We start from the raw sequence: 12677 nt of genomic DNA, 5'->3' as shown, positions 1-12677 counted from the left end.
CATTTGTTTATAAAGTAGAACAAGATAGAAAGGAGTGCCTTGGATTGACAGAGCGTGAATTATTCGACTTGTACAATAAGGATGTGTACCGTACCTGCTATTATATGCTACGGAATGCACAGGATGCGGAAGATCTTTGCCATGATGTATTTGTCACTGTTTTTCGTCAGGATTGGAAAAGTATTGAGCATACACGGGCTTGGATTATGCGCATTGCCATGAACCAATGCTTAAACTTACTGAAAAAGAAGCAAACGCAGTTGAAAAAACAGCATCAGGTGCAATTGCTTCATGAACAAACTGCGGCAACTATTAAATCTGTAGATACTCTTGTCTCAGAAAAAGTGGCTGAGGAGGAATGGCAGGAGCTATTAAAGCAGCTACCTGAAAAGTTAATGGCTGTTGTCACCCTCCGCTATATTGGGGAGCTATCATTAACAGAAATAGCGGCAACCTTGAATATACCTGTAGGCACCGTGAAGTCGAGACTGCATAAAGCATTGAAAATAATGCGTCAAAAATTGCAACAAAATCAAAATTTATGGTTGAAGGGAGAGAATCAATTTGGAACGCATTGAAAAAAAGCTGAAAAATGAGATGAAGACCTCTGATAATATGCCATACCCTGATTTTGATAAAATGTGGAGTAGTATTCAGCAGGATGAGTTAAAAATAACTGAAACAGAACTCCTTGTAGTGCCGCCTCGTAAACGAAAAAAGTATGCCTTAGTAGCAGGGCTGGCCATTGCTTTAATGGCTACCCCAGTCTATGCTGCTTTGAATTACGATTGGTCTGATATTTTGTCTTATCGAGAAGGGATTCAAACGGCACTTGAGGAAGGCTTAGGTCAGAAAATTGAACAATCTATTACAAAGCAGGACATAACATTAACTGTACACACCGCATTTATAGATGATAATAGAACGATTTTACTATATACCTTGAAACCTAGTGCGTCTTGGAAGGGGGATCAGATCGGCTTTGATCGGATCGGCTTGAAAGATGAGGATGGCAATTTTATTGAAGGGGATTATGTACATCAATGGAATAAGGAGCTTGGTGTTTTCCAAGGCTATTTTGAAACGAGCTGGGTAGCACAAGAAAAGATCGCGGATACTCAATTAACAATAGAAAATATTTATTTTATTGGTGATGGTAAACAGTCAATTGATTATGATCCAACTAATAATGAAGCACAAGTTTTTCCAATTCACAAGGATGGAATTGATCATGTAACATTGCAAGCCTTTGAGCAGGGCGAGGGAAGGGTGGTACTTCAATCGGCTGTTACTTTTTCAGATGCTGATACGAAGAACAAATGGGTACGCATTATAGCAAAGAATCCTATGAATAAGCCTATTCAAGAAGCAAAGTCCCCTGTATTTGGTACACCTGAAGATACTGGTGCATATATAAATCAGCAAATTTTTACAACAGATAGTATACGAGCAAAGGATACTAGCTTTGAGCTAAGTTATATGCATAATTTAGGTGTTATCAAAGATACTTGGCATATAGATATGAAGTTATCCAAAAAACAATTAAAAAATAGCTCATTTAGGGATGTATTAAATATTCCTTTAGAGAATGTACCCGGTGGAACAAAAGTCCACGAAATGAGAGTGACACCTACACAAATCCGTTTATTGCTTACATCTGAGGAAAAATACACACATATTCCTTACACAAAGTACCAACTAGCTATTGGGGAAAAACTTTTAGATGGGGGTAGATGGGTGGTAGAAAATAATCCGTATCAAACAGAGCTTCGCTTTGAGGTGGCAGGATTGAGCATGGATACGCTAGCAAGTGAGCCGATAACCTTAATCGCCAAACACCGAGTTGATTTAGTAGACGGAGATGCCCAACCAATTCATCTAACGAATATCTCAGCAAAACCTCAAAGTAAAACATCTACTATTGGAGGCTATCCAATTACATGGACTTATTATACAAAGGATAATAATCTCTATGTAGAATCTTTCAGCCCAGATGCTAAATTTGGTGGTGTGACGCAAACCTATTATGTGCATCGGAAAGAACGAAACTATGGGACGCCACTTATTATTAGTCTGTTGGGTGATGATAATAATATGCAAATAGATGAGTATGAGAACTTTAAAGACAAAGAGCTTGATATTTATATATGGAAGTATACAACGAATGATCCAAATGCAGAACAACATGTACCGTTAACAATTGGCAAGTAATACTGTGAAATCCCATCTGTCTAAAGTAGATGGGATTTTATTATGTATAATAGGAGCAATCAGAAAGGAATGATACAATTTTGATCAAACAGATGGGAGCGGCACGAAAATAGGTGGCTATGCATTTATGGAACTCAATAGCTTTGACGAAAATAATAGCCATGCTGAGCTGCTATTTCAATTAGATATGGAGGGGAATGAACAAAAGACATATGCCATGATAGCAGACTCGGGCACATTGCCGCGAGATGCCCTCATCGCAAAGGATTTTTCTCGACTTTATTAATATCTTTATAGCATGTAAAAATCGTATCAAATGTATACGATTTTTTTGCTTTTGCGAGTATTTTCTTAAATACTGAAATAGATCTTTTTATTATGGATAATTTGTTATTATTTATATAATAGGGAAATTTTTATTATGAATTTATATAGATAGGTGACATATATTGATTAAAATTCTTATTGTTGATGATCATCCCATTGTTTTAGAAGGAACAAAGATGCTGTTCCTAGAGATAAATGATATAGAAGTTGATACAGAGAATGATGTAGCATCTGTATTAGAAAAGGTAAAGACTACTTTCTATGATGTATATTTAATAGATATTCATATGCCCGTACGAAATGGAATTAAATTAGCTAGAGATATAAAAAAAGTAGCCCAAAATGCTATTATAATCCTTTATACAGGGGACGATATTTCAGATTATTATCCACTTGTTTTGGAAAGAAAAATTGAAGGAATACTCGCTAAAACAGCATCTAAGGAACAGATTATTCGGACGATTCGGTCTGCTATGCAGCGAGAAGTTTTGCTAACGCAAAATTTTTTAGATTTTCTAAAAACATATGATAGACCAGAAAATCCTATTGAGCTTAATGCTAAAGAAAAGTTAATTTTGAATTTAATTTCAGAGGGGTATACAAATTTTGAAATTGCAAAACAGTTAAATGTAACGCAAAGGACTGTAGAACGGTATTTGACACAATTATTTAGAATATTAAATGTACAATCACGTAATCAGGCAGTTGATTTTGCAATAGAGAATAATTTGCTTTAATTATGTAAAAATATATTTTATGTATGGATATATACTAATGTCGTATTAAAATAATTCAACATCGTTAATAAAAAGAATTTTCTGTTATTTATTCTATACATAAAAAATCCTTTATTTTGGATTTGGATAGTTACCTATTATCCAACCATTATAAAGGATTTTTTTACGCACAATTTGTTCTTCAAAAATTTAGTTTTACTAATAGCATTGAACTATTTTAATACGATGTTAGTGTTTATAGTCAAATAAAAATAATGTCGGTTACCGACAGAAATATTGACGGTTGAAATGTCGTTTATTGGAATGTTAGTATAAATTAACTCGAGTACAAGTTGCTATAGCAGATTATATTTAGGAAATTAAATAGTAGATACATTTATATTTTTCTATGAATATATCTTTCAACTGGCCAGAATTATTTTAATAAAATAGGGAGGAAAAACTATTTAATCGGATATACAAAATCTACTTTATTATTATTCTACTCATATTTTCAATAGTCTTTGTTGAAAGATACCTAATTGAAACTAACCGTGACAACAATGATTGGGGAATCAGGTTTATAAACGCTGAAACCTTTTGGTCTAAAGGAATTACTGGAAAAGGGATAAAAATAGCTATCCTTGATAGTGGTATTTACACTGACCATTTAGACCTTGGACCAAAAATAAAAAAGGGAGTTAATTTTGTAAATAAGGACCAATTACCAATAGATGATGGTGATCATGGTACACTTATTGCTGGTATTATCTCTGCAAAGCACAATAACATAGGAGTTGACGGCATAGCTCCAGATGCAAATATTTACCCATTAAAGGTGCTTGATAGATGGGGAAACGGCGAAATTGGTCATGTTACCGAAGCTATTTATTGGTGTATAGATAACAACATTGACATCATCAACATGAGTTTTGCTATAGCTGAGAACAGTCTTGAACTAAATAGGGCGGTTAGAAGAGCGCTTGATGAAAATATTATCGTTGTTGCTGCGGCAATGAATTCATACGGTAATGATGTCGGTTATCCTGCAGCATACGATGGGGTTATCTCTGTTACTGCAATTGATTCAAAGAGCAATCTTTCAGAAACTGCGCCTTATGGTAAAGTTGACTTTAGTGCTCCTGGTGTAAAAGTGTTATCAACATCGAATAGTAACGATTATAGATATGCTAGTGGCACGTCAATTGCAACTCCCTACATTTCAGGTATTATAGCACTCCTTCTTCAAAAAGACTCTTCCGCTCGACTAGACATTTATAAAGAATTGCAAACTTATGTTGTTGATCTAGGCATAAGAGGTAAAGACCCCTATTATGGGGAAGGAACTATTTTCCTAACAAAACGCAAAGGAGAAGAATAAGTTGAGAAGAACATTTAAAATAGCTATTTCAATGCTTATGGTATTTACCATAATTTTTTCAGTATTAAATCCTAATGTTTTTGCAAAAGAAAAGTATAAAGATAAAGGAACTAATCAAGAGTTTGATTTTGAATTGGTTCAAAAAGATGATAGTGTGGTAATTGTGAAGGGAACGCATAACAGCGGCGATGAATTGTATGCTACCTTAAATAAAGTCACGGATGAGATTACGATGGAGGCCGTAGAGAAGCCTAAAGGTTTATTGCAACGTGGAGGGGATAAGATAACTAAGTATATTGTAAAGGCAAATACAATTGATCCTACTCTTAACGAGGTAGATGTAACAGTTATCGATGCTGAGACAAACCATCAGTTTCATATTTCGCCAGATCATGTGCAAGCACAACTTCCGGTTTTAGTACCTTTGGTTACATGGGGAGGGCGGGCATTACTTGTATATCTTTTAGAGCATGCTGCAGCGCTCACGATCGCTGGTATAACTGCATATGCTGCTAGTGAATTAGTTAAGGACATTAAGAAAAGTAACAAAAACTATTGGCCTGCATGGATTAGAAACGATGATGTATACATTGGTCAAGATGCTTTTAATACTGACGCTGAAGCTTTTGCATGGCTAAAGACTTCAAATAGTGGTGAAGTCAATGTTTTTGCACGGACAGAAGCAAAAGCACAAGAAGCGGCGAAAAAAACGGCAGGAACATACATAGGACATGGCGCACATGGTGATGCTGGTTACTATAAACACTATCACCCTGCAAAACCGTTAGTAACCCATCCATGGGTTGGGGATCCTTATAAAAATCACTGTTGGTACCCTTTTTAAGGTAATTTAATGAAAAATGTGAAAGCCCTTCTATATCATTTAGATCTTATGAAGAATATATAGAGGGCTTTCTCTCTTAAGGAGGAGGAGTCATGATTTCAACAACACTAATAAAAGGATATGAAGAACATTATAAGATATATTGTTCTTCTTCGAAATTTTTCGAAATTTTCAGAGTCAGCAGAAATATAAACGAAGCGTGGAATATCTTAGAAGGATTTGATATTGGTTTAATTAGGTACAACGTTATTACTTCTAAAGTAAATTTTTATTCATTTAAAAATCCTGCGCACATTGTTCCTATTAATTTTGTTCAAAATACTTATTATTATGGATCGTTGAATTGGAGTGGGTCTATAGCTAAGGTTAGTATCTATAAGATTTTCTATGATCATTCCCATATCATCGAGGATGAAATATATTCATTTGAATTGAAAGATAATAACTATCATGAAATTGAAAATTCAACTTTGTGGGGGATAGAGTTATATATCTTGTCGGAAAGATACATATGTCTGGCTATCCCATCTTCGAGTAAATTAGAAGAACTATCGTCCCGTTTTTCGAAATTTATCTTAGTTGATATTTATAAAAAAAATAGTTATACATTACCTGAATCAATTGGAGACAAGGATACAATATTACGATTAGATACACTCCAAGTTTTTGACATTGGTGATCAAACGTTTATATTACTAAATACAGGTCGGATACTAAACCATGAAAAAGAGGAGCTTTGGAAAAAAAATAATAATACTAATATACACTTCATGCTTCAGAGTGTGGTTATAATGGAATTGGATAAGTTTGTGAATTTAGTTAAATTAAATACTCCAATAAATTCTACGTATATTTACGATACATCTATTTATAATAGTGGTATCGTAAATATCTCTGTTAGTGATAACTTAGTGATTGTGCATAAGCACATTTTTCGCAATAAGACCTCGGAATGTCTATTAATCAATATGCTTACAAATGAACAAAGGATTTTAAACTTAGACGATTTATATACTAGAATAATTTCGTTAGATGGAAAGATAGTTGGCTTTTTAAATTACGATAATATTGTTGAAATATACAATGTTGAAACAGGGTTGTTGGAGATTTCCTTTAATGATACAGATAATTTAATCCATATCGGTAGTCAAGAAACATATATTGTATCAAAGCTAGTAGATGAGAGTTTATATGTGGATAGCATTGGTTCTCAAGGATTAACCAATATACTTAATGAAAAGGTTTTCAATGACCTATGTCTTTTAGTATATAATGAGAAATTTAATAAAATAGTTTGCATTTTATAGGTTAAAAGAGGGTTAGCTTTATGTTGAAAATTATTGCAATGCTTTCAATGTTAATTGACCATGTAGGAGTGATTTTCTTTCCCAATGAAATGACATATTCTATAGTTGGAAGACTAGCATTCCCATTGTTCTGTTGGGGTATTGCCGAAGGTTTTATTAGAACTAGTCACTTTTATAAATACCTAACTCGTTTGATTGTGATTGCAATTATATCACAAATTCCATATAATTATCTATTTAATAACATTTATCTCAACGTATGTTTCACATTGGCGCTCGGTCTACTAGCTATTAAGATATACTCTTGCCAGTTACATTATTCACTTAAAACATTGATAATAATCGTTTTATTATTAATTGCAGATGGGTTTCATTTTGAGTACGGAATTTACGGAGTACTCTCAGTGTTATTTTTACATATATTTAAAAGTAGAATTTATTTATTATTTTTGTGTCAAACTTTGAATACAATTTTTTCAATATATCTTTATAGTTATCAAAGTATACAAATTATTTCAATATTTGCACTGTTTCTTATAATCGGATTAAAAAAATTTGATTTTAAAATTAATCCAATAATAAATTACTCTTTCTATCCACTACATATTACGATACTATACTATCTTTTAATTTTTAATACGAACTGAGATTTGGTCGTACTTTAGTACAGTGTCGGAATATGCATCCAATAACTTTTATAAAAACAAGTTCGAAGGTTAATCGTCAGAGTTAAATCAAATGCTCTTTAATTTATATGATGAATAAATGGCAAAAAATCATGAATGAGTTTACTTTGTTATTGGTTCAGGTCAGCTCTTAGTCTAGTCGATAAAGATGAGCCAATTGTTTTTGGTGGTCCTTATGCATTTAAGGCGACACTACAAGAGGAGTTGGTTCCGTATACAGACCCTCGTTCCGTTCATTATAACTTACCAATGGAAGACCTCGCATACTCCAAGTATTTTGATCAAACAGATGGGAGTGGCACGAAAATAGGTGGCTATGCATTTATGGAGACAAATAGCTTTGATGAACATAATAGAAATGCTGAGCTGCTATTTCAATTAGATATGGAGGGCAATGCTCAAAAGACATATGCCATGATAGCAGACTCTGGCACATTGCAATTTTTTATAGAGAGAGATGCTCTGATCGCAAAGGATTTTTCTAGGCTTTATTATTATCTTTATAGCATGTAACAAAATCGTATCGAATGTATACGATTTTTTGCTTTCATAAATGACATAATGGAAGGGGTAAACAATAAAATTAAACTCATCAAAAGACGCAGATTTAGTTATCAAAATGATACTCATCTTTTCCCTCAATTGTGATAGGAAACAGGCTATTTATTTTGTCTTCCCCGTTTTTGGGATTATGAATAAAGCGATTTAATAATCAGAAATGGAGGTATGACATGGATTTATTGAAATTAAATATGAAGCAGAGTATTTTTACAAGTATTATAGTCATAATTTCTCTGATCAAAGCTTTAGCAATATTACCCTTTGATGAAAATATAGTATTATACACGTCAATGATTTCTGTTATAGTAGCCCTTTATGGAGGACTTTTATCGAAAATCCTTTTTACTGAATCGAAGTAATAAATATATCCTAAATTGTTAATATTTTATATTATAAAATAAAACAGCCGGTGGTGGAAACCAGCTGTTTTAACGTTTAAAAGTAATTTTCCAGAGCAATAGATTGATAATAAGGAGCATAATGCAATACAAGAGAGAACCAAAAGCAATCTGAGTAATTAAATAGTGAAGGACTACGAACATGCCTATAGGAATGAAGAGCAGCATTACCTTCCACCCTTGTGCATCACCGATTTCATCATATGGTTTGGTGAAGGGGATTTTATTGCTTATTGTCATATAACAAATCAACGTATACATACAGCTTGTGACGAGTATCGCTAATAAATCTGGGAGAATGCGAATACCATACATATAGCAAAAAATAATACTAAGTACGCTATATAGTGGCAGATAGAGTTTCACTAAAAAGGCCTTTAAGCTACCTTTCTGTAAAGCCGTATAATTTTTGAGTGGCAAGGTTTTATAAATCCAAGCCGCCTTATATTTAGCAGAGTGACCAAGCAAAAGTACAGCGGAGGGAATAATCATCATACTAAAATAAATATTGAGGTAGCTCATGCTGGAGGCATAATCAATCCCACCTGACCTGCTAAACGTAAAGATAAAAAGAAATGGCATAATAAACGAAAAGCCTAACGATGGGTAGACCTTTAGCTTAAATTCTCGCTCCTGCTTCATCATAAGCGTAGCGAAGCGGTAAAAGGCACGCTCTTCATGTGTGCTACAGATAAGTGTTAATAAAAATGCTCGAAGTCTATTGTTTTTCTCTTTTTTCGATTTACTTGTATTGAGCAATTTTTGTAGATTGCGTTCAAAGGTTGGAATCAGCTTAATATAAAGTGCTATAGAGATAATCGGTATTATTACAGCAAGGATTGTGTAGATAATGGTGAATAAAGAGCTATTACCATTTAGTAATAATTCATAGGGAGCGGCGAACCACATTGGAATGAGAAACACATTCCACCAATGAAAAGATACGACTATATCCAAATTAACAAATTCAAAGGAACGAATCAGCACTTGATAGCCAATCATCAACACTAAGGACAAACCAATTTGTACATAATTAATAATATCCTTCAGCTTTTCACCATCAAAAAATCGTAGAATGACAATATATAAGATGGCTGTAAACGCAACAATGAATAAGTTGATTAAAATAATTTCAAAGACTGTTAAAAGGAAAAAAATAATTCCTTGGGTAAACAGGCTAACAACAAGAGGGATTGCTGTTAAGGCCATCGTTAAATAGGATAAATAAATAAAAATATGCATAAATTTTGCTGCATTAATGGTTTTAGCTGAGATGGGCTTTGTGGAAAGTATACTTTTATCTCGTACATCTAAGAGTACAGAGGAAAAGTCAGAGATTAAGGATGTCATAATTAAAAAGATGATCATGGCATAGGAGATACTCATTTGAAAAAGAAAATTTTGCCCAAAGCCCATCAATGGAATAAGTACAAGCCCAAATAATACATAAATCCAGAGCGATTTAATATAGCCATATTTTTGATCGCCCTTCTTTTTGTTCTGATTAAAGAGTGTGGGTACTTTTCGTTCATCCATCGTCAACTTGATATGGAGGATTTTTCGCATCATGTCATAATCAATGCCTGTTTTTACAAACAGCAAGCGGAATTTATCAAGCAATTGTAAAGTTTTAAAATCTGTCATGCTTGTCCTCCTTGAACGATGGACACAAATTTCTCGCCAATTTCCTGATGCTCATGGAAGCCTGTTAATTGGTTAAAAATTCTTTCTAACGTGCCTTCCGTATTATTTGCTTGTAGCTGGGCAAATGTCCCATCAGCCGCAATTTTTCCATCGTATAGCAGGATAATGCGACTACTGATTTTTTCAACTACATCCATAATATGCGAAGAATAGAAGATCGTTTTTCCTTGGGCAGCCAATTGTGTGAGTATTTCTTTAAAAATCATCACACTGTTGGCATCTAAGCCATTGATTGGCTCATCCAAAAATAGCAGGTCAGGATTATGTAGTAGGCTTGCAATAATCAATAGCTTTTGTCGCATACCCTTTGAATAAGAGGAGATGCGAGAATGATAGGCCTCACCCACGCCAAATAAAGCCATTAAGGATTGGGATTTATCAGCAGCCTCCTCTAGCTCCAGCCCATAAAGTTGCCCGATAAAGGTTAAATACTCGTAGCCTGTTAAATTATCATAGACATCTGCAATTTCTGGCACATAGCCAATTTTTCGCTTATAGTCGATGGCATTGTGCTTAATATTTTCCCCAAAAAGCTTAATTTCTCCGCCGTAGTCACCTTCAAGCCCTAAAATAATTTTAACGGTCGTGCTTTTTCCAGCACCATTGGGTCCAATATAGCCAATAATTTCCCCTCGCGATGCATGGATATCAATGCCTTTTAAAATCTCATGGCTTCCATAGCTCTTTGTTAAATTTGTAATCGTTAAAATTTCTTCCATATTGCAGCACCTTTCTTATTGTATCTATTATGAATGCTTCAACTTGAATATTGGAGTAAGAGTTAGATGAACCAACTTACCATGTGCCCGCCATTTCTATTTTAATAACAAACCAATAGTGGAGTGGTAAAGCTGTCCCTGTAGATTAAAAACCTTTTTCTGTGGGTCCTTCACGTTCAGCTAGTGCATCCTGCATCCTTTGGAATAGGAAAATTATAAAGTTCCTCAGAAGCTGTATGTGTATTATCTCGTTTATCTAAAAGTAGCGAGCAATGTATAAACCATTTAAACCTAAAATAACCATAAATACACTATAACATATAAAAGAAAGTAGAGCTCCTTTAGTAAAATGAAACCAGTTGATTTCCAGCCTTGTCTAATTGTATAAGAGAGGAGGGGTGTGTGTTGCCACAGAATGAGAAAGATAGCCTATTGCAAGCTGCAATGGATCAGCATGGGGATTATATAAAACGATTAATCTATACATATGTGAAGGATTTACCAAAAACAGAAGACCTTGCTCAGGAGGTTTTTATTAAATTTTATAAAAGCTTGGATGCCTTTGAGGGGCGTTCCTCCATCAAAACCTATTTATATCGAATAGCTGTGAATGAATGTCAAAATTATTTAAAAAGCTGGCATTATAAAAAATTCGAAGTAACAGAGAAGGTAAAAAATTGGCTAAAACGAGATTCCTTCGAGGTGGATTTCTTACAGCAGGAGCAAAATCAATCGATTGGAGCATTAGTCAATTCTTTACCTATTAAATATCGGGAAGTAATATGGCTCTATTACTATGTTGAATTATCCATCGCCGATATAGCTGAGGTGTTAAAATGCTCTCCTAATACAGTGAAAACCAGATTAGCGAGAGGAAGAAAATTAGCAAAAATCACAATAGAGGAGGGAGATTTTGATTATGAGTATTAAAAATGAATTGGAAAAATCCTTGCCGACATCGATCAAACTATCAGAGAATGAAAAAGCAATGATTCAAGCTAAAGTCCAACAAGCTCCGCCATCTCGCTATTATTGGAAGCCTTTATTGATATCAATCCTTGCCGTTATGCTGATAGGGATTAGCTTATTATCAACGATGCAAAGCAGCTCTCCTGCCGATTCTGCCGCAGTAATCATGGAATCAGAGCCAGAGGAAAAGCCTGTTAGAGCCCCATTACCGCCACTAACGGATGAAGTGAAAAAGCAATACTATCAAGAGTATGTAAAAATTATCGATGAGGTAATGGCAGCAAAACCAGGTATGAATATTAGTGTTGTACCAATCGAACAATTTGAGGATGACTTTTGGGTAACACCTGAGGATTTTAGAAAAGATATTCAATCATGGGTAGACCACCACTTAGCTACAGAGCGGGAAAAAATCGATGAGATGTTAAGAGGAAATCCAGCACCTGTTATAACGAATGAGAACGGTCATGTGACTAAAAAAACGTATATGTATTTCTCCGATATATTAATAGCAATTGAGGTGACAGGGAATTTTAAGACTGCCTATCATGCCTCTCGAAATCGTCAAATATTTTCTTCTGTGCAAGATATCTCTACGAAATTAACAGAAATAACAAGAGGTGCTTGGAAGCAAACATCTTCGAAAGCCACTTTGCTAGATGGTGGGCGAACAATTGAAATTCAAATCGAAGGAATTTTTGAGTACAATACGATTCGCTATGAAAAAAGATTTACAATTGAATTTTATTGTGATGAAAATGGAGAAATACATTAAATTAGATATTGGGCTCATTATAGCTATAAAATAAACAGAAGCTATCCAAAGTATTTCTGGATAGCTTCTTATATAGGGG

The 12677-nt window shown here is 34.2% G+C and carries 12 protein-coding genes; 10 read left to right on the top strand and 2 right to left on the bottom strand.

Annotation, left to right across the window (positions count from 1 at the left end):
- The first annotated feature begins 44 nt into the window (after window positions 1-44).
- From MHB44_RS21775 to MHB44_RS21740, 8 genes are all read left to right on the top strand, one after another.
- The gene (locus tag MHB44_RS21775) at window positions 45-578 is read left to right on the top strand and encodes an RNA polymerase sigma factor (RefSeq protein ID WP_341300864.1); all 534 of its coding nucleotides are present in this window, start codon (window positions 45-47) and stop codon (window positions 576-578) included.
- Window positions 565-2211, top strand: a complete 1647-nt coding sequence (locus tag MHB44_RS21770) for a DUF4179 domain-containing protein (RefSeq protein ID WP_341300863.1) — start codon at window positions 565-567, stop codon at window positions 2209-2211. Before MHB44_RS21775 ends, MHB44_RS21770 begins: the two co-directional genes overlap by 14 nt.
- Before the next feature lie 127 nt (window positions 2212-2338).
- Window positions 2339-2497, top strand: coding sequence for a hypothetical protein (locus MHB44_RS21765; RefSeq protein ID WP_341300862.1), 159 nt, complete (start codon window positions 2339-2341; stop codon window positions 2495-2497).
- A gap of 163 nt (window positions 2498-2660) precedes the next feature.
- Window positions 2661-3275, top strand: coding sequence for a response regulator transcription factor (locus tag MHB44_RS21760; RefSeq protein WP_341300861.1), 615 nt, complete (start codon window positions 2661-2663; stop codon window positions 3273-3275).
- A gap of 454 nt (window positions 3276-3729) precedes the next feature.
- The gene (locus tag MHB44_RS21755) at window positions 3730-4635 is read left to right on the top strand and encodes a S8 family peptidase (RefSeq protein WP_341303026.1); all 906 of its coding nucleotides are present in this window, start codon (window positions 3730-3732) and stop codon (window positions 4633-4635) included.
- Between the two features lies 1 nt (window position 4636).
- Complete coding sequence (locus MHB44_RS21750; protein ID WP_341300860.1) at window positions 4637-5479, top strand: hypothetical protein; 843 nt, start codon at window positions 4637-4639, stop codon at window positions 5477-5479.
- A gap of 92 nt (window positions 5480-5571) precedes the next feature.
- Window positions 5572-6786 carry a hypothetical protein gene (locus MHB44_RS21745; RefSeq protein WP_341300859.1) on the top strand — a complete coding sequence of 405 codons (1215 nt, stop codon included), beginning with the start codon at window positions 5572-5574 and terminating at the stop codon, window positions 6784-6786.
- Window positions 6787-7568: 782 nt separating this feature from the next.
- Window positions 7569-7985: a DUF1963 domain-containing protein gene (locus tag MHB44_RS21740; protein WP_341300858.1), complete on the top strand. Its 417-nt coding sequence runs from the start codon at window positions 7569-7571 to the stop codon at window positions 7983-7985.
- A gap of 476 nt (window positions 7986-8461) precedes the next feature.
- On the opposite strand, the gene MHB44_RS21735 is transcribed toward MHB44_RS21740, so the two are convergent.
- Complete coding sequence (locus tag MHB44_RS21735) at window positions 8462-10075, bottom strand: hypothetical protein (protein WP_341300857.1); 1614 nt, start codon at window positions 10073-10075, stop codon at window positions 8462-8464.
- A complete protein-coding gene (locus MHB44_RS21730; RefSeq protein ID WP_341300856.1) occupies window positions 10072-10854 on the bottom strand; it encodes an ABC transporter ATP-binding protein in 783 nt (260 codons plus the stop codon). Before MHB44_RS21730 ends, MHB44_RS21735 begins: the two co-directional genes overlap by 4 nt.
- A 402-nt stretch (window positions 10855-11256) precedes the next feature.
- On the opposite strand from MHB44_RS21730, the gene MHB44_RS21725 reads away from it, so the two are divergent.
- Window positions 11257-11784 carry a sigma-70 family RNA polymerase sigma factor gene (locus MHB44_RS21725; RefSeq protein WP_341300855.1) on the top strand — a complete coding sequence of 176 codons (528 nt, stop codon included), beginning with the start codon at window positions 11257-11259 and terminating at the stop codon, window positions 11782-11784.
- A complete protein-coding gene (locus MHB44_RS21720; protein ID WP_341300854.1) occupies window positions 11774-12598 on the top strand; it encodes a hypothetical protein in 825 nt (274 codons plus the stop codon). Before MHB44_RS21725 ends, MHB44_RS21720 begins: the two co-directional genes overlap by 11 nt.
- Window positions 12599-12677 lie beyond the last annotated feature (79 nt).

Origin of the sequence: Lysinibacillus sp. FSL H8-0500 (assembly GCF_038051955.1) — a bacterium.
GTDB classification, from domain to species: domain Bacteria; phylum Bacillota; class Bacilli; order Bacillales_A; family Planococcaceae; genus Lysinibacillus; species Lysinibacillus macroides.
This window is presented reverse-complemented; position numbering and strand designations above follow the sequence as displayed.

Coding starts and splice junctions, on each gene's coding strand:
- MHB44_RS21735 (WP_341300857.1), bottom strand. CDS start 10,075: ATGACAGATTTTAAAACTTTACAATTGCTTGATAAATTCCGCTTGCTG.
- MHB44_RS21730 (WP_341300856.1), bottom strand. CDS start 10,854: ATGGAAGAAATTTTAACGATTACAAATTTAACAAAGAGCTATGGAAGC.
- MHB44_RS21720 (WP_341300854.1), top strand. CDS start 11,774: ATGAGTATTAAAAATGAATTGGAAAAATCCTTGCCGACATCGATCAAA.
- MHB44_RS21745 (WP_341300859.1), top strand. CDS start 5,572: ATGATTTCAACAACACTAATAAAAGGATATGAAGAACATTATAAGATA.
- MHB44_RS21765 (WP_341300862.1), top strand. CDS start 2,339: ATGGAACTCAATAGCTTTGACGAAAATAATAGCCATGCTGAGCTGCTA.
- MHB44_RS21740 (WP_341300858.1), top strand. CDS start 7,569: ATGAGTTTACTTTGTTATTGGTTCAGGTCAGCTCTTAGTCTAGTCGAT.